Origin of the sequence: Allocatelliglobosispora scoriae, assembly GCF_014204945.1 — a bacterium.
GTDB classification, from domain to species: domain Bacteria; phylum Actinomycetota; class Actinomycetes; order Mycobacteriales; family Micromonosporaceae; genus Allocatelliglobosispora; species Allocatelliglobosispora scoriae.
The window spans coordinates 1,254,634-1,274,919 of the sequence record NZ_JACHMN010000001.1; the positions used below are offsets into that span (position 1 = coordinate 1,254,634).

Below are 20,286 nucleotides of genomic sequence, written 5' to 3' on the forward strand. Positions count from 1 at the left end.
GGCCGAGCGACGCGACCACGACGGCGGTCATCGCCGCCAGGGTCCTCTTCATCATTGTTGGCTCCTCTCCACGTGGCCGACGGACGCTCTCAGCAGGAGACGATGTCGGTGGGGTCGACCGTGCAGACGTCGTTGCCGTTTCCACCGGTGGCCCGGTCGCCCCCGGCCCGTCCTTGACGTTGATGGTGTCGGTGCCGTCACCGCCGTTGGCGGTGTCGGTGCCCTGCAGATCGGTGTACGAGTCGTCGCCGTTGCCGAGGTTGGCGGTGTCGTTGCCCGCGCCGCCGACGACGGTGTCGTTGCCGTTACCGGCGGTGATGGTGTCGTTGCCGCCGAGCCCGCAGATCACGTCGTTGCCCGTGGTGCCGGCGATGATGTCGCTGCCGGCGGTGCCGACGGCGGTGCAGCCCAGGGCATTGTCGACGGTGGTGGTGGCCGTGGCGGTGTTGTCGGCCGGGTCGGCCTCACCGAGTTGGTGACCTGACCGGCCGCGATGTCGATCCGGAACAGCTTGTTCTCGTAGTCGTCGATCACGTAGGCGCTGCCGCCATCGGGGCTGATCTTGATCTGGACGGGCTCCTCCGGAGCCGGCAGGGTGTCGATCACGGTGTTACTAGCGGTGTCGACGACGCTGACGGGCGCAGCTCCGCGCAGGACGTAGAGCCGGGCGCCCGCCGACGCGGTCGGACGCCACGGCGCCCCACTGACGGGGCCGACGCACCACTCTCAACTTTCTCGGTTAATCGATTGCGCAGTAGTCGAGACCGCCCCCAGGGGATCCGAGCGTCGACCAGCCGCCACCGGGCGGGACCAGCTCGGCACAGTCGGCGATCTTTCGTCGAAAACTGCTGGTGGGGTGGGCTTTCAGCGTCGACGGCTCCGGCCGATGACGCGACCACCGTTGACACGCATGTAACCCGGTCGTAAAGTCTGCTCACTTACTCGGTTCAGTACGTTCAGTTGCATTGATGAGCAGAGACGCCGGGCCGCAGCTCGCCGCCACGAGCGTCTGAAGGAGATGGATTTCGTGAACATGAAACGACGTGCGCTCGCCGGAGTGCTGCTGTCGGCGGCACTGGTGGTGGCGGGCTGCTCCGGCAGCGGCGACGCCGCCACGGATGACAGCGGTGCGCTGTCGCCGACGGATCCGGCCGCGGTCTCCGGGGACATCACCGTCCTCACCAACCGCACCGACCTGGTCACCGACGGCACCATGCAGAAGTACGCCGACCTCTTCAACAAGGACTACCCGAACGTCAAGGTCAAGTTCGAGGGCATCACCGACTACGAGGGTGAAGTCAAGATCCGGATGAACACCGACAAGTACGGTGACGTGCTGCTGATTCCCAACTCGGTGGTCACCGCGGACTACCCGAAGTTCTTCGCCTCCCTCGGCGGCGCGACCGACCTGGCCGGCAAGTACACCGCCGCCGGCATCGGCAAGGGCAAGGTCGGCGACAAGATCTACGGCCTGGCCGGGTTCTCCTTCATCAACGGCTTCGTCTACAACAAGGACGTCTGGGCCGCTGCGGGCGTGACCGCGTGGCCCAAGACGCCGGCGGAGTTCCTCGACGCGCTGCAGGCGGTCAAGACCAAGACCGGCGCGACGCCGTACTACACCAACTACAAGGACGGCTGGCCGCTGAGCTCCTGGTCGTCGGTGATCGGGTCGGCGACCTGTGACGCGGCGGCCAACGACAAGCTGCCGACCGCCAACCCGTGGGCGGCGGGCAGCGACCTCAACACCGGCGACAAGCTGCTCTACGACATCGTCAAGAACAAGCTGTCGGAGAGCGACCCGACGACGACGAACTGGGAAGACTCCAAGGGCCTGCTCGCCACCGGCAAGATCGCCACGATGTGGCTCGGCTCGTGGTCGCTCGCGCAGATGCAGGACGCGGCGAAGAAGGCCGGCAAGAACCCCGACAGCATCGGCTACATGCCGTTCCCGGCGCAGGTCGGCGGCAAGTTCTGCTCCGTGGTCGCCCCGGACTACCAGTCCGCGGTCAACATCCACTCGCCCCACAAGGCCGCCGCACGGGCCTGGATCGACTGGATCCTGGAGAAGTCCGACACCGCCGCGGTCAACCAGGCGATCTCGGCGATCAAGGGAGCGCCGCTTCCCGGCGCTCTCAAGCCGTTCACCGAGGCCGGCGTGACCTTCATCGACCTGTCCCAGGCGGACTCGGCCAAGGTCAGCAAGATCGACAACCAATCGGAGGTGGGCATCAGCAAGCCCGAGTACCGCCAGCACATCATCGACGTCGCTCGCGGCGCGGGGAAGGGCAGCCTCGACGACATCTTCGCCGACCTGGCGAAGAAGTGGGCCGACGCCGCCGCGATGGCGGGCTGACCGCACCACCACCCGTGGCACCGGGGCCGGGCGCAGCCAGCCCGCGTCCGGCCCCGTGTCCCCACCAGCACCGCCGGCAACCCGAGAAGGGCCGACATCGCATGACCGACCTCAAGACCCGGCACTCCGCCGGGCTGCCCGCCGCGGCCGCCGGCACTGCGCCGGCACCGCCGCCACGACACCGGCCCGGCTGGCGCCGCCAGCTCACACCGTGGCTCTACCTCTCGGCGGCCCTGGTGCTGCTGGTGACCTTCACCTACATCCCGGTCGCCAACATGATCTCCTACAGCTTCACCGACTGGGACGGGGTCAGCCCCGACAAGACCTTCGTCGGCGCCGACAACTATGTGGAGCTGTTCACCCGACCCGAGCTGTTCCAGGTGTTCTTCGTCAGCCTCTATTACCTGGCGGCCGCCGTCCTGCAGATCGTCGTCGCGCTGTATTTCGCGACCATCCTGACCTTCAAGACGCGGTTCCGGAACCTGTTCAAAGGGCTGCTCTTCTTCCCTTACCTGATCAACGGGGTGGCTGTCGCCTTCGTCTTCCTCTACTTCTTCAAGCAGGACGGCACGCTCGACTCGGTGCTGGCCATCGTCGGCGCCCACCCCGACAAGCTGTGGCTCGGCGATCCGGACCTGGTCAACGTGTCGCTGTCGGGCGTCTCGGTGTGGCGGTTCCTCGGATTGAACTTCGTGCTCTTCCTCGGCGCGATGCAGTCGATCCCGGCCGAGCTGCACGAGGCGGCCGAGATCGACGGCGCCTCGAAATGGCAGGTCTTCCGCAGCATCATCGCGCCGAGCATCCGGCCCATCATCGGCCTGAGCGTCATCCTGTCGATCTCGGGCTCGCTGTCGGTCTTCGAGATCCCCTTCATCATGACCAGGGGTTTCGGCGAGAGCAAGACCTTCGTCATCCAGACCGTGAAGCTCGCCTTCGACTTCAACAAGATGGGGCTCGCCTCGGCCATGGCCGTGGTGCTGCTCGCCATCATCCTGCTGATCACCTGGGCGCAGCGCCGCCTGGTGCCCGACGAAAGGGCCGACCGGTCATGACCGCGCCGTCAGTCTCCCGTGCCGCCTTCGACCGGCGCGAGCGCCGCGCGGTGTTCCTGCGCCCGCTCGCGGTGACCCTCAAGTACCTGTCGCTGGTGGCCGCCTCCGTGGTGGTGCTGCTGCCGCTGGTGACGATCCTGTTCACCTCGTTGAAGACCGAGCAGGAGATGGCGAGCGGCGACACCCTGTCGCTGCCGGGCAACTGGTTCAACTTCGACAACTACGCCACCGCGTTCACCAAGGGCGAGATGCTCGCCGCCTTCGGCAACACCGCCTTCATCCTGCTGTTCTCCATCACCGGTACGGTCATCATCGGCTCGATGGCCGCTTACGCGATCGAGCGGTTCACGTTTCGTGCCAAGAAGCTCGTGGTGGCCGCGTTCCTGATGGCGACCCTCGTCCCGGCGGTCACGACCCAGGTGGCCACCTTCAAGGTGGTCGACGCGATGGGGCTGTTCGACACGCGCTGGGCGCCGATCCTGCTCTACATGGGCACCGACATCGTCGCGATCTACATCTTCCAGCAGTTCATCCGAGGCATCCCGGTGTCGCTGGACGAGGCGGCCCGCCTCGACGGCGCCAACTCGTTCAAGATCTACCGCTCGGTGATCCTGCCGCTGCTCAAGCCGGCCATCGCCACCGTCGTGATCATCAAGGGCATCACCGTCTACAACGACTTCTACATCCCGTTCCTCTATAACCCGTCGCCGGAGCTGGGGACCATCTCCACCTCGCTCTTCCGCTTCAAGGGGCCGTTCGGCGCGCACTGGGAGACCATCTCCGCCGGCGCCGTGCTGGTCATCGTGCCGACGCTCGTCATCTTCCTGGTGTTGCAGCGGTTCATCTACAACGGCTTCACCTCGGGCGCCGCCAAGTAGCCCCGGCTGCCCCCGTCAGGGCCCATTCGGCCTGTCCACTTACTCGGTTCAGCCCATTCTGCTATCCAGCCGACCGCCCGCCTGCCGCACCTCGACAGGTCAGGTCGATCGGCAAGTCCCGCCGAAGGAGCACACACGTGAGCACCCACCGCCGCCTGCACACCGGTTGGACGCTGTCCGCCGTCGATGGCGCCCGCGACATCACCGCCATCCCTGCCGCCGTGCCCGGCTGCGTGCACACCGACCTGCTCACGGCCGGGCTCATCGACGACCCGTACCGCGACGACAACGAAACGTCGCTGACCTGGATCGGTCGCACCGACTGGAGCTACCGCACCGAGTTCGACTGGCAGCCGCAGGGATTCGACCGCACCGACCTCGTCTTCGACGGTCTGGACACCGTCGCCACCGTCCGGCTCAACGGAGTCCCGGTGGCGACCACCGCCAACATGCACCGCAGCTACCGCATCGACACCGGCGGCCTGCTCACCGCGGGCACCAACACCCTCGAGGTGGCGTTCCGGGCACCGTACGCCTACACCGCCGAACGGGAGGCCGAGTACGGCGCGCTGCCCGGCCCGTACGACGAGCCCTACCAGTTCATCCGGAAGATGGCCTGCAACTTCGGCTGGGACTGGGGACCGACGCTGGTCACCTCGGGCATCTGGCGCCCCGTCGGCCTGCACTCCTGGTCCGGGGTCCGGCTCGCCGAGGTCCGCCCCGCCGTCCGCGCCGACGGGGTGGACGTGCACGTCCGCGTCGAGCGCGTCACCGACGCACCCGTCGAGGTGACGGCCGAGGTCGCCGGAGCCGTGGTGCACGCGGTGCTCCCGGCCGGGCAGACCGAGGCGACGCTGCGGCTCGACGTACCCGACGCGCGGCTGTGGTGGCCCCGGGGATACGGCGATCAGCCGCTCTACCCGTTGACCGTCACCGCCGGCGACGACGCGTGGACCCGCGAGATCGGATTCCGGACCGTGGAGCTCGACACCGACGCCTTCCGGCTGATCATCAACGGTGAGCCGGTGTTCGTGAAGGGTTTCAACTGGATCCCCGACGACTGCTTCCCCGCCCGGATCACCACCGACCGGCTGCGCGAGCGGTTCGACCAGGCGGTCGGCACCGGGGCGAACACGCTGCGGGTGTGGGGCGGCGGGCTCTACGAATCCGATGACTTCTATGCGCTCGCCGACGCGATGGGGCTGCTCGTCTGGCAGGACTTCCCGTTCGCGTGCGCCGCCTACCCCGAGGACGACACGATGCGCGCCGAGGTGGCGGCCGAGGCCCGGGAGAACGTGGTCCGCCTGATGAGCCACCCGAGCCTGGTGATCTGGTGCGGCAACAACGAGAACATCGAGGGCCACCAGCACTGGGACTGGCGCGAGCCGCTGGGCGGCCGGGACTGGGGCGCCGGGTTCTACTTCGACCTGCTCCCGCGCGTCGTCGCCGAGCTCGACCCGACCCGGCCCTACTGGCCCGGCAGCCCCTACTCCGGCGCGCCGGACCGCGACGTGCACGACCCGTCCACGGGCACGATCCACATCTGGACCGTCTGGGGGCAGCGCGACTACACCTTCTACGACTCCTACACCCCCCGGTTCGTCGCCGAGTTCGGCTTCCAGGGGCCGCCCGCCTACGCCACCCTGCGGGCCGCCGTCTCCGACCAGCCGCTCACCCCGGACTCCCCCGGCGTCATGCACCACCAGAAGGCGACCGACGGCAACGCCAAGCTGCTGCGCGGCCTCGGGGACCACCTGCCGCAGCCGGAGAACTTCGACGACTGGCACTACTACACGCAGCTCAACCAGGCCCGGGCCATCGCCTACGGGGTGCAGCGCTTCCGGGCCCTGATGCCCTACTGCATGGGCACGATCGTGTGGCAGCTCAACGACTGCTGGCCGGTGACCTCGTGGGCCGCCGTCGACGGCGACGCCCGGCGCAAACCCCTGTGGTACGCGTTGCGCCGCGCCTATGCCGACCGCCTGATCACCTTCCACGACGGCGGATTCGCCCTGGTCAACGACTGCAGCGAGCCGTGGACCGGTGAGCTTCACCTGGCCCGGCTCGACGTCGGCGGGCAACCGCTCGCCAAGGACACCGCCACGGTCACCGTGGCGCCGCGATCGGTGCTGCAGATCCAGCTCGCGGACACGATCGCCGTCCCGGCCGACCCGGCCCGGGAGCTGCTCACCGCCGAGCTCGACGGCGTACGCGCGGTGCACATGTTCGCCGAGGACCCGCAGATGCTGTATCCGCCGGCCGCGTTCGATGCGAAGGTCGACACCGACGACGACGGCGTCACCGTGACCGTCACCGCCGTCACCCTGCTGCGGGAGCTGGCCCTGTTCCCCGACCGGCTCGACCCGGACGCGGCCGTCGACGAGCAGCTGGTGACGCTGCTGCCCGGCGAGACCGCCACCTTCCGGATCACCACCGCGCGGGAGCTGCCCGCCGAGCAGCTGCTCGCCTATCCGGTGCTGCGCTGCGTCAACGAGGCCCGGCCGTGACCGCCGTGCTCGCCGTCGACATCGGCGGCACGACGTTCGCCGGTGCCGTGATCGACGGCTCGGGCACGATCGCCGACCATGCCGAGTTCCCGATCGGCCCCGACCCCACGGCGACCCTGCACCATCTCGTCAAGGTGCTGGTGAGGCCGGGGCTGCGCGGTGCGGGGATCGGCTCGGCCGGGCCGCTCGATCTCGCCGACGGCACGGTGAGCCCGATCAACATCCCCGGCTGGCGTGACTTCCCGATCGTCGCCGAGGTCTCCGCGCTGCTGGACGGCGTACCGGTCGCCCTCGCCGGCGACGCGCAGTGCATGGCGCTGGGCGAGTGGTGGCGGGGCGGGCACGCCGAGCACGCCCGTGCGCTGCTCGGCATCGTCGTGTCGACCGGCATCGGCGGCGGCCTCGTCCTGAACGGCAGCGTCTATCTCGGACCGACCGGCAACGCCGGGCACATCGGACACATCACCGTCGATCCGGCCGGCCAGGTGTGCCCGTGCGGTGCGACCGGCTGTGTCGAGACGATCGCCAGCGGCCCGGCCATGACCCGGTGGGCGCTGGCCAACGGCTGGCGACCGGAGACCGCCGACGCCCGACCGGACGCCAAGGCGCTCGCCGCCGACGCCCGCCGCGGCGATCCACCGGCGGTGGCTGCGTTCGCCCGAGCTGCCGACGCGCTGGCCACGGCCCTGCTGACCACCGCGGCACTCTGCGACGTCGACACCGTCGTCGTCGGTGGCGGTGTCGCGGCAGCCGGTGACACGCTGCTGGACCAGCTGCGCACCGCCATCGCCGCCCGCACCGGGATGCCGTTCCTGGGCCGGCTGCGCGTCGAGTCCACCGGGCTCGGCCGCCACGCCGGCCTCTACGGCGCCGCCGCCTTAGCCCTGACCGGGAACTGAAAGGAGCCGCCTACGAACCCTCCCCGACCCGATCGCCGCGCCGCTCCCCCTCGACGCACGAGAAAGGCACCGCACATGCGTACCCCCCTGTTCCGTCCCCTGCGACGCGCCGCCGCCCTGGCGGCGGTGCTGACCCTGGCCGTGGTGACCCTCGGGCAGGCCCCTGCCCAGTCGTTCGGCCCCACCACCAGGGCCCAGCTGATCAGCTTCCTCAACGGCATCTCCGGGCAGAGCACGCTGTCCGGGCAGCACAACCGGGAACCCAACTCCGACCCCACGAAATACACCCGGGTCGCCCAGTCGATCACCGGGCAGACGCCCGGCCTGTGGGGCGGCGACTTCCTCTTCGCCGCAGCCGACGTCAACGCCCGCCAAACGATGATCAATCAGGCGATCCAGCAGTGGCAGGGCGGCTCCGTCGTCGCGCTCACCTGGCACCTCTGCCCGCCCACCGTCGGCACCACCTGCGGCTGGGACTCGGGCGGCATCCTCAGCCACCTCAACGACACCCAGTGGAGCCAGCTGATCACCAACGGCAGCTCGCTCAACAACGCCTTCAAGAACCGCCTCGCCGAGGCGGTGCCCTACCTGCGGCAGCTGCAGAACGCCGGGGTGCCGGTGCTGTGGCGGCCGATCCACGAGATGAACGAGGGCTGGTCCTGGTGGGGCGGTCGGCCGGGCGCCAACGGCAGCCGCAAGCTCTACCAGATCGTCTACGACTACCTCGTCGGCACGCAGGGCCTGACCAACCTGGTCTGGGTCTGGAACGTCAAGGACCTCAACATGGGGTCGCTCGCCGACTACTGGCCCGGCGCGTCCTATGTCGACGTCGCCAGCCTCGACGTCTGGGTCAAGCTGGAACCGAGCACCTCCGACTACCAGGCGATGCTCAACATCGCCGGGGGTAAGCCGATCGCGCTCGCCGAGGTCGGCCGGGTCCCCAGCGTCGCCGTCATGAACGCGCAGCCGCGCTGGGCCTGGTGGATGGTGTGGGCCGAGTGGCTCACCGACCCCGCCTACAACAACAACGCGGCGGTGCAGCAGTCCTACTTCGCCGCCCGGGTGCTCAACCGGGGCGAGTTCACCGTCGGCGGGGGCGGCGGCGGCAGCCGTACCGGGGCGATCACCGGTGTCGGCAGCGGGCGGTGCGTGGACATTCCGAGCGCCGGCACCGCCAACGGCCTGCAGGTGCAGATCTGGACCTGCAACGGTAGCGGCGCGCAGTCGTGGACGATCGGCACCGACGGCACCATCCGGGCGCTGGGCAAGTGCCTGGACGTCAACGGCGGCATCAACGCCGACGGCACCAAGGTCCAGATCTGGGACTGCCTGGCGGGCAACACCCACCAGCAGTGGAGCTACAACGCGACCACCAAGCGGTTGACCAACCCGGAGACCGGCAAGTGCCTCGACGCCACCGGCCAGGGCACCGCCGACGGCGTCAAGCTGCAGATCTGGACCTGCAACACCCAGACCAACCAGCAGTGGAACCTCCCCGCCTGACGGCGGCAGACGCTCGGGCGGCAGGCGGCACCAGGGCGCGGCCCGCCTGCCGCCCGAGTCCTCCAACGACATCCCGCTGATGACAGGACCCACGATGACGACCAAACCGACCCTGCGGCCGTTCCGGTGGGGTGTGGCCACCTCGGCGTACCAGATCGAGGGCGCGACCAGCGCCGACGGGCGTACCCCCTCGATCTGGGACGCCTTCGCCCGACGGCCGGGAGCGATCGGGGACGGCAGCACCGCCGACCTCGCCTGCGACCACTACCGCCGCATGCCCGACGATGTCGCGCTGATCGCCTCGCTCGGCGCCGACACCTACCGGTTCTCCGTCGCCTGGCCGCGGGTCCAGCCGCACGGGCGCGGGCCGGTGAACCCGGCCGGGATCGGCTTCTACGACCGGCTCGTCGACGAGCTGCTGGCCCGCGGCATCGAACCGTGGGTGACGCTCTACCACTGGGACCTGCCGCAGGAGCTCGAGGACGCCGGCGGCTGGCCGCACCGCGACACCGCCCACCGCTTCGCCGACTACGCGGCCATGGTCTTCGCGGCCCTCGCCGACCGGGTGGACGTGTGGACCACCATCAACGAGCCGTGGTGCGTCGCGACCTACGGCTACGCCGACGGCATCCACGCCCCCGGCCGCACCGACTTCCCGGCGGCGATGGCGGCCGCGCACCACCTGCTGCTCGGCCACGGCCTCGCCGTCACCGCGATGCGCGCCGCCGCCACCCGGCCGCACGAGTTCGGCATCACCCTGAACCTCGGCGGTGTCCGGTCCGAACCCGGCGACGCGGCCGCCGCCGAGGCCGCCCGGCGGGCCGACGGGCTCAACAACCGCTTCTACCTCGACGCGCTGCGCCACGGCCGCTACCCGGCCGACGTGCTCGCCGACCTCGCCGATCGCGGTGTCACCCTGCCGGTCGTCGACGGCGACCTGGAGATCGTCGCCACGCCGATCGACGTGCTCGGCGTGAACTACTACTTCGACACCACCCTGGACGCCGACGGCGAGATCCGCCGCGGCCCGCTCACCGGGCTGGGCTGGCCGATCACCGCCGACGGCCTGACCGACCTGCTGACCAGGCTGGCCCGCGAATATCCCGGGCTGCCGCTGGTGGTCACCGAGAACGGGTCGGCGTTCGACGACGAGCCCGACGCGGCCGGATTCGTCGACGACACCGGCCGCACCGCGTTCCTGGACGCGCACGTGGCCGCCGTGGACAGTGCCGTCGAGCAGGGCGCCGACGTACGCGGCTACTTCGTCTGGTCGCTGCTGGACAACTTCGAGTGGGGCCACGGATACGGTCCCCGGTTCGGGATCGTCCGCGTCGACTACGCCACCCAGCAGCGCATCCCCAAGGCGAGCGCGCGCCGCTACCAGCAGATCATCAGCAGCCACCGGCAGGTGGCGGCTGCCGTCCCTTCGGAAGGAGAAACGCCGTGAGACGCACGACTTTCGCCGTATCGCTGGCGCTCGCCGCAGCATTACTGACCCCGGCCGCCCCGGCGGCCGCCGCCGACCCGGTCGGCCCGATCACCGGTGTGCCGAGCGGGCGGTGCGTCGACATCCCCGGCGCCGCCACCACCAACGGCCTGCAGGTCCAGATCTGGACCTGCAACGGCACCGGCGCCCAGTCCTGGACGATCGGCACCGACGGGACCATCCGCGCGCTGGGCAAGTGCCTCGATGTCAACGGCGGCATCAACGCCAACGGCACCAAAGTCCAGATCTGGGACTGTCTCGCCGGCAACACCCACCAGCGATGGACCTACAACACCACGACGAGGACCGTGATCAACCCCGAGACCGGCAAGTGCCTCGACGCCACCGGACAGGGCACCGCCGACGGCACCAAGCTGCAGATCTGGACCTGCAACAGCCAGACCAACCAGCAGTGGAACCTCCCCGGCACGACCACGCCGCCGGGCTGCACCCGCGCCTTCGGACCCGGTGAACGCACCGTGCCCGTCACCTTCGCGGGCGCCACCTACCAGGTCACCGTCTACGTCCCCGCAGGCGCGAGCGCCGGGAGCCGTCTGCCGCTGGTGCTCAACCTGCACGGCACCTCCGGCACCGGCAGCAACCAGCTGGCCTACAGCGAGATGAAGAGCGCCGCCGACGCGGGGCAGTTCCTCGTCGCCGCGCCGAACGGGGCGTTCGTCAACGGCAGCGGCTTCGCCTGGAACGTGCCCAACGTCGGCAACCCGCCCGGCCGCGACGACGTGGGCTTCCTCGCCCAGGTGATCACCACCATGACCGGTGGCACGCTGTGCGCCGACGCCCGGCGCGTCTACCTCACCGGCTACTCCGGTGGCGGGCGGATGATCTCGGCGTACGCGTGCGCCCGGCCGAACACCGTCGCGGCGATCGCGCCCGTGGCCGGACTGCGCGCCGGACGACCCGACCCGGCCGACACCTCCCGGCCCGACCCGCTGTCGTGCCAGCCGGCCCGTGCGGTGCCGGTGATCGCCTTCCACGGCCAGCAGGACGCCACCAACCCGTACCCCGGCGGCGGTTCGGACCTGTGGAAATACTCGGTGCCCGTCGCGCAGCAGCGCTGGGCCGCCCTCGACGGGTGCACCGGAACGCCGGTGACGACACAGGTCTCGGCCCACGTGTCCCGGATCGCCTACCTGGGCTGCCGGGACGGCGCCGAGGTGCAGCTCTACGCGGTCTCCGACGGGGGCCACACGTGGCCCGGCACCTCCCAGGCGTCGACCGGCAACGGCAACACCACTCACGAGATCAGCGCCAACAGCCTGATGTGGCAGTTCTTCCAGCGCTACCAGCTGCCCGCAGCCTGATTGTCGTCCACGGACCCAGCCGCGCCCTCGGCGAAAGGGAACCACCGATGAACGCTCCACCCCGCAGGCTCGCGGCCACCCTGGCGGCGGCCGTCCTCACCCTGGCCGGCCTGTCCGCCGGTCCGGCACCCGCCCTCGCTGCGCCACCCGCACCGGCGGGTGTCACCCGCACCGACGTCGTCAACTACTTCAGCGGGCTCACCGGCCGCAACTGGCTCTCCGGACAGCAGGACGGACCCAACAGCAACCCCGTCCAGTGGACCAACAAGGTCCGCGACATCACCGGCCTCTACCCCGGCGTGTGGGGCGGCGACTTCGGCTTCAGCCAGAACGACATCGACAACCGCCAGCGCGTCTTCGACCAGGCCAAGGCGGCCTGGGCGGCGGGCACCATCCCGGCCATCACCTGGCACGCCTGCGCACCGCTCGTCGCCACCTGCAACTTCGAGGGCGGCAGCTGGCCGGTGAAGGGCAGCCGGCTGTCGGACTCCCAGTGGAACGAGCTCGTCACCGACGGCGGAGGCCTCAACACCTCGTGGAAGCGGCGCCTCGACCAGACGGTGCCGTACTTCCAGCAGCTCAAGGACGCCGGGATCCCGGTGCTGTTCCGCCCGTCGCACGAGATGAACGAGGCGTGGTCGTGGTGGGGCGGCCGACCGGGACCCAACGGCAGCCGCAAGCTGTTCCAGATCACCCACGACTACCTGCTCAGCAAGGGATTCACCAACATCGTCTGGGTCTGGAACGTCAAGGACCTCGCCGGGGGTGCCGGGAGCGTCGCCGACTACTACCCCGGCGACGGGTACGTCGACCTCGTCACGCTCGACGTGTGGGTGCAGTATTTCCCGTCCACCGAGTGGTACACCGCGATGCAGAACATCGCGCACGGCAAGCCGATCGCCCTCGCCGAGGTCGGCCGCACCCCGACCCCGGCGCAGATGGCCGCCCAGCCCCGATGGACGTATTTCAGCGTCTGGATGGACTGGCTGACCAAGCCGGAGTACAACACCAACGACGGCGTGAAGGCGACCTACTACGACCCGCGCGTGCTCAACCGGGGTGAGATCTCGATCCCGGTCGGCACGTCGCCGACGCGTACCGGTCCGATCACCGGCGTGCCGAGCGGGCGGTGCGTGGACATCCCCAGCGCCGGCACCGCCAACGGCCTGCAGGTGCAGATCTGGACCTGCAACGGTAGCGGCGCGCAGTCGTGGACGATCGGCACCGACGGCACCATCCGGGCGCTGGGCAAGTGCCTGGACGTCAACGGCGGCATCAACGCCGACGGCACCAAGGTCCAGATCTGGGACTGCCTGGCGGGCAACACCCACCAGCAGTGGAGCTACAACACGACCACCAAGCGGTTGACCAACCCGGAGACCGGCAAGTGCCTCGACGCCACCGGCCAGGGCACCGCCGACGGCACCAAGCTGCAGATCTGGACCTGCAACACCCAGACCAACCAGCAGTGGAACCTCCCCGCCTAGCGGCTGACGGCACCCGGTGGCGGCAGGACGGTCCTGCCGCCACCGGGTGCCCACGACGAGACCGCCGACCGCCGAAACCCTGTCTACCGGGCTTTGCCGGCGTCCCGGCCGCGGCTGGTGTGGCGCCACAGCCAGTATCCGGTCACGGCGTACCAGGCGAAGGTTTCGACCGCGAGTATCCGGTTGATGAGGCCGCCGACGCCGGCCTTCTCCAGGGGCGAGGCGGGGTTGAGCGCGACGAAGGTGACGAGCACCAGGGCGACCGCGATGAGTCCGGTCCAGGTGGAGTAGCGCGCCAGGACGCGCCATTCGGGTACGCGGCGGAACTGGCGGCCCAGGTAGAAGGCGGCCGCTATCGCGGAGACGATGACGATCAGGAACCCGAGGAGGAAGTGGAGTATCTCCGTCGGAGGCTTGGCCGGGAACAGGACGGCTCCCAGCATGCCGATGCCGGTGGTGGCGATCAGGATGGCTCCCCCGGTCGCGTGGCCGCCGATGAGCTCGGACGCCACGCGCCGGAATCCCGCCGCGAAGGCGATGAGCAGGATGCCGAACAGCAGGAAGTTGGCGTTCTGAATCCATGCCGTGCTCCCGACGCCCAAGTCGCTGACCGCGCTGGCCAGGGCCGAGTATCCGGGGCGCAGCCAGCCGGCGACGGTGAAGGTGAGGACGAAGAGGACCGGACCCACGATTCCGGCCGCGAGCAACAGCCGCGTGGCGGTGCCGTGGTGCTGGACGGTGTCGGGGCGTGGGCGTTCCCGGCGTTGCGACGTGATCTCGGGTGTCATGGGTTCACTCCTTGCGAGGGTGTTCGGGGCCGGTCGGCGACGGTGGTGAGGTGAGGTCGACGGCGGTCTGCCAGGCACGGGCTTGCAGCGCGGGGTCGAGCAGCCGCTGCGGAAGAGGCTTGGCTTTCCCATCGCTTTCGTAGAACCGGCCGGTGCCGTCGGGGTGCAGGGCGAGTAGTGCGGGGATGCGGGCGGCCTTCTCCGGTGCGGCGCGGCGCTGGATCATCCGGACCAGCGGCCAGATGTACCGCCAGGCGGGCACGGACTGCGGGGTGAGCGCCTGCACGCCGGGTGTCCAGGCCATACCCGGGTTGACCGCGTTGACGGTGGCGTCGCCGGTCAGCTGCCGGGCGAGGCTCAGCGTGGCGAGCAGGTTCAGCTGTTTCGCCCGGGCGTAGGCGCTGATCGCCGTGTAACCGGCCGGTTCGGTGAACGGGTCGCCGGAGTGCATGGTGAAGGCGCTCGACACGACCTGGACCACACGGGCGTCTGCGGTGAGTGTCGGCAGCAGCGCCCGGGTCAGGACGATCGGTCCGAGGTAGTTGAGGGCGAGGGTGGCCTCGTGGCCCTCCGCGGTGACGGTCCGCTGCGGGAACGCCGCGCCGCCCACGTTGTTGACCAGGACATCCAAGCGCGGCGCCAGCTCGCGCACCCGTCGGGCGAGGTCGAGGTTGCCCGCGATCGTCGCATGGTCGGCGGATAGGAAGGTGGCGCCCAGATCCGCCGCGGCAGCCGCGCCCCGCTGCTGGTCGCGGCCGGTGACCAGGACGGTCAGTCCGGCGGAGCGGAGCTTCGCGGCGATCTGCCGGCCGATACCGGCGGTCCCGCCGGTCACCAGCGCGATCATGACGGGTTCGCGGTCGCGGTGCGGCGGCTGGTGGGCAGCAGCAGGCTGACGGTGACCAGCCAGATGATGCCGCCGAAGCGGGCGATCGGCAGGGTGGGCGCGGCATCGAGGGTCAGCAGGGTCAGTGTCGACAGCTCGGCGATCAGGGCCAGGACCAGGCCGGCGATCGCGACGGGCCGCGATATGCGCAGCAGCAGCATCGGGACGCCGACCCCGGCCAGCAGGAGCCCGAAGAACGCCACGAACCCGGGTCCGCCGGTCACGAAGGCGAGGTCCCGCAGCGCCGAGGCGAGGGGTGCGCTCTCCGACGTCCGGGACGCCGCCCACCCGATCAGGCCGGACAGGGCTGCGAATCCGCTGGCGAGCACCCCGCCGACCAAGGCGATCGCGGAACCGGGCGCGGTGATGCCCAGCGCTCGCAGCCGCCGGTACGCCGCGGCGCTCCAGATGGCGAGCGGGACGGCGGCACCGAGGGCGAGAAACGCCGACAGCCGCATCGCGGGACCGTGGTCCTGCAGGTAGGCGAGCACCTCGGCGCCGGGCGCGTCGGGGCGGGGAACACCTGCGGCGGTGATGATGCCGGCGATGGTCAGGGCGGTGAAGGCCACGGCCGGGATGATCAGCGGCGGGCCGGATTGTGGTCGAGACATGAGAACCCCCTAATTGATGTACGCGTGGCTACGATATACAGGCGTACATTATTTCTCAAGTGGTATGATCCGCTGGTGCCAGAAGCAGGTGACGGACCGGGCAGGTCCTGGGGCGGGGTGGCTTTCCTGCTCGCGCAATTGGGGGCGCACGCCGCCGAGCTGTTCGCCGCGCGCATCGCCGACCTGGACCTGACGCCCGCGCAGGCCGGTCTCCTTCGCATGATCTCGGTCATGCCAGGGCTCAGCCAGCAGGCATACGCCAAACGGCTGGGCACGCCGCCCAGCCGTTTCGTCATCCTCGTCGACGCCATGCAGGACCGCGGCTTGATCGAACGCCGCACCGGTCAGCCCGACCGCCGTTCCTACGCCCTGCATCTGACCGACGCCGGCCAGCACCTGCTGCGGCAGCTGGGTGCCGTCGGCAAGGCCCACGACGACGGCCTGTGTGCGGCGCTCACCCCGGACGAGCGCGTCACCCTGCGGGAGCTGCTCGCGCGCGTGGCCCAGCAGCAGAACCTCACCGCCGGTGTCCACCCCGGATACCGGCGCCCCTCAGGCACGTAACCGACCGGCGCCGCGCCCGGGTTGGCGGATACGCATGCCGGAGGCGCGCCTACGCTCCGGCCGCGCCCGCCACGAGCGTCCGTCCGCTGTTCGTGTGCCCACTGCGGGATCGCCGCCCCGGACGATGCGGAGCGCTCACGGTCGGCGGTCCGCGATAGCGCTGTCGAGGAGAGCGTCGTCGTGCCGGCGGGGGAAGCGCAGCAGCACGCTGGTGCCGCGGCCGGGTTCGGACCGCAGGTGGACGGCGCCGCCCCAGGCCCCGACGATCGTGCGGACCGTGGGCAGCCCCAGCCCGGTGCCCGAGGCCGCGCCCCGCTCCACTGCCTGCCCGGTGGCGAGGGCCGAGGCGTTGGCGGCCGACATGCCGCAGCCCGTGTCGACGACCTCGATCGTCCATTCGTCGGGGGCGATGGCACCGATGAGCTCGATGGCGTCGCCGGTCCCGGTGAACTTGACGGCGTTGTCGATGAGGCAGTCGAGCGCCGTCTCCAGGCGCTCGCGGCTGACATGGATCTGTCCGGCCGATGCCCGTACCGTCCATTCCCGCTTCGCCGCCGGCTGCCACCGGCGGACGATGCGCTCCAGCTCCGGACGCATCTCGAGGGTCTGCGGGGTGGATTCCCCGTCGATCTGGATGAAGGTGACGAGACGGTCGGCGATGGTGTTGAGCTTGTCGAGCTCGTCGAGCACGATGTCCGCGTCGCGCAGGCCGTCGGGCTCGGTGAGCCGGACCCGGACGAGTTCGGTGTAGCCCCGGGCGATCGTGATCGGTGTACGGAGCTCGTGGGAGACCTGCTGGACCAGGAGGTGGCGGATCTCGGCACGCCGCCGGTCACGCTCGGCGATCCGGGCGAGTTCCGCGGTGGCGAGGTGCCGTCGGCGGAGGTAGAGCGCGATGACGGCGGTGACCGCGACGCTGAGCGGCACCTCGGCGGTTCCCGGCCAGTCGATGGCGCCCTGCACCGCGTGCGCGATCAGGATCGTCCCGGTGACGGCCGCCGTCGCCGCCACGGTGACCATCATCTCCAGGGGCCGCCAGGCGGTGAACCCGTAGACGAGGTAGAGCCCCATCCAGATCAGGTGGAACGGGATGGCCTCACGGCCGGGCAGCAGATACATCGCGGTGGCGCAGGCGCCGGCCCCGAGCAGCCAGGCGAGCCGGATCAGCCGGCTAGTGCGGGTCGAAGCGGTATCCCACACTGCGCACCGTCGCTATCCGGTCGGGGTGGTCGAGCTTCGCGCGGAGCCGTTTGATGTTGACATCCACGATGTTGCTGCCGGGATCGAACTCGGAGTTCCAGACGTAGCGGAGCAGTTCGGACCGGCTGCAGACCTCGCCGGCCCGGCGCATCAGGTAGCCCAGCAGGACCAGCTCCCGTGGCGACAGCGAGATGAGGTCCCCGCTGACGCGGGCACGGTGCTGACGCAGATCGAGCTGGACGGGTCCCACCGTCAGGACATCCGGGGCCGGTCCCGGAGGTGCCGCCCGGAGCCGGGCCCGGACGCGGGCGACGAGTTCGGTCAGCGCGAACGGCTTGGCGACGAAATCCGCGGCGCCGCTCTCCAGGCAGGCGACGCGGGTGGCTGCGCCGGTGACCGCAGACAGGACGAGAACCCGCTGGTCGGGCCGGTGTCGCATGAGGTGGTTGAGAACGCTCGTGCCGGGCATTCCAGGCAGCATGAGATCGAGGATCACCAGGTCGAAGGCACCGTCCAGAGCCATCCGCAGGCCGTCTGGTCCGGTCTGCGCCCGGTCCACGGCATAGCCTTCGGCGGCGAGGGTACGGGAGACCATGTCCGCGATCCGGTCGTCGTCCTCGATGAGGAGGACACAACCGGGGGTGTCCGGCGCGCGAGCGGTGACGGCAGCGGTACCGCCGGGTTGCCCGAAGACGCCGCCGTCCGCCGGCGGTCGAGGGGGCAGCGGGCGTTCGTCCTGCGGCACCCGACGCGTGAAGTGCATCTCCAGGGGAACCGAACTCTGCGGCGGATGACGAAGGACCGGCAACTCGACCACATCGACAGTCCGCTGCATACGGTTCCCTCCGCTCGGCAGAGCGCTTGAGCCGGAATTTCGGCGGAGCCAATGGGATCGCCATTGACTCCGCCGCAGGCGCAACCGTACTCGCGTCGGGGAGGACGTTTTCATATGGGTGCGCCACGGCAATGCCGATGCGAGGACCTCGGCACAGCCGCTGTATATCGGGTGGCACGCGACAAGAGTCGACATATCCAGTTCGGTCAATTTTAAATTCGTTGCCAGATTAGAGCGCCACGTCACACCCCGCAAGATCAATGACAATACTGTCATGCTCTCGCACGATGCCTGCGCGCGTTCCACGTAGTCCGTGCCCGTTGCCGTCATCGGCGATGCCGCCGTCGATCGCGTCGAAGCCGGAGATCGCCCGGCCGCCGAAGTCGCTGTGGCCGCAGCGCACACCCGTGTCGGCCGCGATCCGCCGGGCGGCCTGCGCCGGCAGTGCGACCTCGAAACCGCGCAGCGCGTCCCGATGGGCGGCGCCCGCCCGGCCGCCCATAGGGCATTCACAGCCCCGGTGCAATGGCGCCGCTCAGGGCGGCTCGCAGCTGGCCGGACGGCATTCGGAACGGAGTGGGAATGCCGTGTCACAGCAGGGTGGAGCCGCCGGCTGGGCGATCACGCCGCCCAGCCGGCCTTGCGTCGAAAGACACAAGCAAAGCCGCACCGCGACTCCGCGTCACAGAACGCAGTGGAGGTACGTCTATGTGATTCGGAGCGTATGGAAACCCCGTGCCCCATGACAACCACCATGACGGAACTGTCACGATCCTCAAGGGTCGCCCGCCATACCGAATGCGGCCGGCCCGAACCGAGTCGTCGGATCGACCGGTCATCGCGGCCGTCGGACCGGCGGCGGGATACCCTACCTGCGGTATCTCGAACCGCGTGACCGGAGGAGTCGATGCTGGGATGACGGCAGGACGACCGATGCCCGCACAGGACGACGTGCTCGGGTATTTCAACACCCTGTCGAACTGGGGGCGGTGGGGCGACGACGACCAGCTCGGAACCCTGAACCACATCACCGACGACGTCCGGCTGGCAGCGGCGCGGGCGGTCCGCCACGGCCGCAGCGTGTCCTGTGCGTGGGAGGTCGGCTCCCCGCAGGACATGGAGCGGTCGACGACGACGTGCCCGTGCGCCGCCGAGATGCCGGGTGCCGAGCACATGCCGGCGCACTTCCACGCCGACCGGCGCTGGGGCTTCTCCTCCGAGCAGCTCGGCATCGCGTTCCACGGCAACACCCTCACCCACATCGACTCGCCGTGCCACATCTTCTGGGACGGCACGATGTACAACGGGCGCTCGCACGACCTGGTCGACCCCGAGACCGGATCGGCGTGGGCGGCCGTCACCGCGGCGGCGAACGGCATCGTCACCCGCGGCGTCCTGCTCGACGTCGCCGCGGTCCGCGACGTGCCGTGGCTGGAGCCCGGGCAGGGCGTGTTCCCCGACGATCTCGAGGAGGCCGAGCGCCGCCAGGGTGTCCGGGTGCGGCCCGGCGACGCGGTGCTCCTGCGGACCGGCTTCGGCCGCGCCCGGCACGAGACCGGTGCGGCCAACGGTTTCACACAGGCCGGCTGGCACGCGTCCTGCCTGCCGTGGCTGCATGACCGCGGTGTCGCGCTGATCGGCGCCGACACCCCCCAGGACGTGCAGCCGTCGGGGTACCCCGACGTGCTGATGCCGGTCCACGCCGTGAGCCTCGTCGCGATGGGCCTGTGGATGCTCGACAACTGCGACCTGGAGGCGTGCGCGACCACGGCTGCCGAGCTCGGCCAATGGGACTTCCACCTCGCCGTCGCGCCCGTCCGCTTCGCCGGCACCTCCGGCAGCCCGGTCAACCCGATCGCCACGTTCTGACCCGCGGTCGAGATCCCGCACCGGTAGCGGCGCGAGCCGGCGCCGC

Annotated in this window: 18 protein-coding genes and 1 pseudogene; 11 read left to right on the plus strand and 8 right to left on the minus strand. The window is 70.1% G+C overall.

Translation table 11 applies throughout. From position 1 onward, the window contains the following. Nucleotides 1-286: 286 nt before the first annotated feature. Together F4553_RS43160 and F4553_RS42865 are read right to left on the minus strand one after the other, a co-directional pair. A pseudogene (locus F4553_RS43160) lies at nucleotides 287-349 on the minus strand (hypothetical protein); the annotation flags it as partial. After that, a complete protein-coding gene (locus F4553_RS42865) occupies nucleotides 346-606 on the minus strand; it encodes a hypothetical protein (RefSeq protein WP_221469701.1) in 261 nt (86 codons plus the stop codon). The gene F4553_RS42865 and the pseudogene F4553_RS43160, both read right to left, overlap by 4 nt. 427 nt (nucleotides 607-1,033) lie before the next feature. On the opposite strand from F4553_RS42865, the gene F4553_RS05635 reads away from it, so the two are divergent. The 9 genes from F4553_RS05635 to F4553_RS05675 all read left to right on the plus strand — a co-directional run bounded on the left by F4553_RS05635 (nucleotide 1,034) and on the right by F4553_RS05675 (nucleotide 13,487). After that, a complete protein-coding gene (locus tag F4553_RS05635) occupies nucleotides 1,034-2,353 on the plus strand; it encodes an ABC transporter substrate-binding protein (protein ID WP_184833266.1) in 1,320 nt (439 codons plus the stop codon). A 101-nt stretch (nucleotides 2,354-2,454) separates the two neighbouring features. Then, nucleotides 2,455-3,405, plus strand: a complete 951-nt coding sequence (locus tag F4553_RS05640) for a carbohydrate ABC transporter permease (protein ID WP_184832916.1) — start codon at nucleotides 2,455-2,457, stop codon at nucleotides 3,403-3,405. After that, nucleotides 3,402-4,283, plus strand: a complete 882-nt coding sequence (locus F4553_RS05645) for a carbohydrate ABC transporter permease (protein ID WP_184832918.1) — start codon at nucleotides 3,402-3,404, stop codon at nucleotides 4,281-4,283. Before F4553_RS05640 ends, F4553_RS05645 begins: the two co-directional genes overlap by 4 nt. Before the next feature lie 137 nt (nucleotides 4,284-4,420). Continuing rightward, nucleotides 4,421-6,790 carry a glycoside hydrolase family 2 protein gene (locus F4553_RS05650; protein ID WP_184832919.1) on the plus strand — a complete coding sequence of 790 codons (2,370 nt, stop codon included), beginning with the start codon at nucleotides 4,421-4,423 and terminating at the stop codon, nucleotides 6,788-6,790. Then, nucleotides 6,787-7,689 (plus strand): ROK family protein, encoded by a 903-nt coding sequence (locus tag F4553_RS05655; protein WP_221469702.1) that lies wholly within the window; start codon nucleotides 6,787-6,789, stop codon nucleotides 7,687-7,689. Before F4553_RS05650 ends, F4553_RS05655 begins: the two co-directional genes overlap by 4 nt. Before the next feature lie 75 nt (nucleotides 7,690-7,764). Then, nucleotides 7,765-9,192, plus strand: a complete 1,428-nt coding sequence (locus tag F4553_RS05660) for a glycosyl hydrolase (RefSeq protein WP_184832921.1) — start codon at nucleotides 7,765-7,767, stop codon at nucleotides 9,190-9,192. Between the two features lie 94 nt (nucleotides 9,193-9,286). After that, nucleotides 9,287-10,639: a GH1 family beta-glucosidase gene (locus F4553_RS05665; RefSeq protein ID WP_221469703.1), complete on the plus strand. Its 1,353-nt coding sequence runs from the start codon at nucleotides 9,287-9,289 to the stop codon at nucleotides 10,637-10,639. Next, the gene (locus F4553_RS05670; protein WP_184832924.1) at nucleotides 10,636-12,000 is read left to right on the plus strand and encodes an extracellular catalytic domain type 1 short-chain-length polyhydroxyalkanoate depolymerase; all 1,365 of its coding nucleotides are present in this window, start codon (nucleotides 10,636-10,638) and stop codon (nucleotides 11,998-12,000) included. Before F4553_RS05665 ends, F4553_RS05670 begins: the two co-directional genes overlap by 4 nt. Nucleotides 12,001-12,047: 47 nt before the next feature. Then, complete coding sequence (locus F4553_RS05675) at nucleotides 12,048-13,487, plus strand: glycosyl hydrolase (RefSeq protein ID WP_184832926.1); 1,440 nt, start codon at nucleotides 12,048-12,050, stop codon at nucleotides 13,485-13,487. 83 nt (nucleotides 13,488-13,570) lie between these two features. On the opposite strand, the gene F4553_RS05680 is transcribed toward F4553_RS05675, so the two are convergent. Genes F4553_RS05680 through F4553_RS05690 form a run of 3 tightly spaced genes read right to left on the minus strand, consistent with a single transcriptional unit; the run spans nucleotide 13,571 to nucleotide 15,772 of the window. Beyond that, nucleotides 13,571-14,275, minus strand: a complete 705-nt coding sequence (locus tag F4553_RS05680; RefSeq protein WP_184832928.1) for a DUF998 domain-containing protein — start codon at nucleotides 14,273-14,275, stop codon at nucleotides 13,571-13,573. 4 nt (nucleotides 14,276-14,279) lie between these two features. Then, nucleotides 14,280-15,110, minus strand: a complete 831-nt coding sequence (locus F4553_RS05685) for an SDR family NAD(P)-dependent oxidoreductase (protein WP_184832936.1) — start codon at nucleotides 15,108-15,110, stop codon at nucleotides 14,280-14,282. Nucleotides 15,111-15,118: 8 nt separating this feature from the next. Continuing rightward, nucleotides 15,119-15,772, minus strand: a complete 654-nt coding sequence (locus F4553_RS05690) for a DUF4386 domain-containing protein (protein WP_184832939.1) — start codon at nucleotides 15,770-15,772, stop codon at nucleotides 15,119-15,121. Between the two features lie 75 nt (nucleotides 15,773-15,847). Here F4553_RS05690 and F4553_RS05695 point away from each other — a divergent pair, with 75 nt between their 5' ends. Then, nucleotides 15,848-16,336, plus strand: a complete 489-nt coding sequence (locus F4553_RS05695; RefSeq protein WP_184832940.1) for a MarR family winged helix-turn-helix transcriptional regulator — start codon at nucleotides 15,848-15,850, stop codon at nucleotides 16,334-16,336. 135 nt (nucleotides 16,337-16,471) lie between these two features. Here the strand turns inward: F4553_RS05695 and F4553_RS05700 are convergent, their stop codons facing one another. From F4553_RS05700 to F4553_RS05710, 3 genes are all read right to left on the minus strand, one after another. Beyond that, nucleotides 16,472-17,536 (minus strand): sensor histidine kinase, encoded by a 1,065-nt coding sequence (locus tag F4553_RS05700; RefSeq protein WP_184832942.1) that lies wholly within the window; start codon nucleotides 17,534-17,536, stop codon nucleotides 16,472-16,474. Continuing rightward, on the minus strand, nucleotides 17,508-18,299 hold the full coding sequence (locus F4553_RS05705; protein ID WP_184833270.1) for a response regulator transcription factor: 792 nt from the start codon (nucleotides 18,297-18,299) through the stop codon (nucleotides 17,508-17,510). Before F4553_RS05705 ends, F4553_RS05700 begins: the two co-directional genes overlap by 29 nt. A gap of 301 nt (nucleotides 18,300-18,600) precedes the next feature. Next, on the minus strand, nucleotides 18,601-18,873 hold the full coding sequence (locus tag F4553_RS05710; protein ID WP_184833287.1) for a hypothetical protein: 273 nt from the start codon (nucleotides 18,871-18,873) through the stop codon (nucleotides 18,601-18,603). Between the two features lie 413 nt (nucleotides 18,874-19,286). On the opposite strand from F4553_RS05710, the gene F4553_RS05715 reads away from it, so the two are divergent. Further along, entirely contained in the window at nucleotides 19,287-20,240 is a 954-nt protein-coding gene (locus F4553_RS05715) for a cyclase family protein (RefSeq protein WP_246465828.1), read from the plus strand. Nucleotides 20,241-20,286 lie beyond the last annotated feature (46 nt).

Coding starts and splice junctions, on each gene's coding strand:
- F4553_RS05660 (WP_184832921.1), top strand. CDS start 7,765: ATGCGTACCCCCCTGTTCCGTCCCCTGCGACGCGCCGCCGCCCTGGCG.
- F4553_RS05715 (WP_246465828.1), top strand. CDS start 19,287: ATGACGGCAGGACGACCGATGCCCGCACAGGACGACGTGCTCGGGTAT.
- F4553_RS05680 (WP_184832928.1), bottom strand. CDS start 14,275: ATGACACCCGAGATCACGTCGCAACGCCGGGAACGCCCACGCCCCGAC.
- F4553_RS05690 (WP_184832939.1), bottom strand. CDS start 15,772: ATGTCTCGACCACAATCCGGCCCGCCGCTGATCATCCCGGCCGTGGCC.
- F4553_RS05645 (WP_184832918.1), top strand. CDS start 3,402: ATGACCGCGCCGTCAGTCTCCCGTGCCGCCTTCGACCGGCGCGAGCGC.
- F4553_RS05710 (WP_184833287.1), bottom strand. CDS start 18,873: ATGGGCGGCCGGGCGGGCGCCGCCCATCGGGACGCGCTGCGCGGTTTC.
- F4553_RS05665 (WP_221469703.1), top strand. CDS start 9,287: ATGACGACCAAACCGACCCTGCGGCCGTTCCGGTGGGGTGTGGCCACC.
- F4553_RS05705 (WP_184833270.1), bottom strand. CDS start 18,299: ATGCACTTCACGCGTCGGGTGCCGCAGGACGAACGCCCGCTGCCCCCT.
- F4553_RS05635 (WP_184833266.1), top strand. CDS start 1,034: ATGAAACGACGTGCGCTCGCCGGAGTGCTGCTGTCGGCGGCACTGGTG.
- F4553_RS05640 (WP_184832916.1), top strand. CDS start 2,455: ATGACCGACCTCAAGACCCGGCACTCCGCCGGGCTGCCCGCCGCGGCC.
- F4553_RS05675 (WP_184832926.1), top strand. CDS start 12,048: ATGAACGCTCCACCCCGCAGGCTCGCGGCCACCCTGGCGGCGGCCGTC.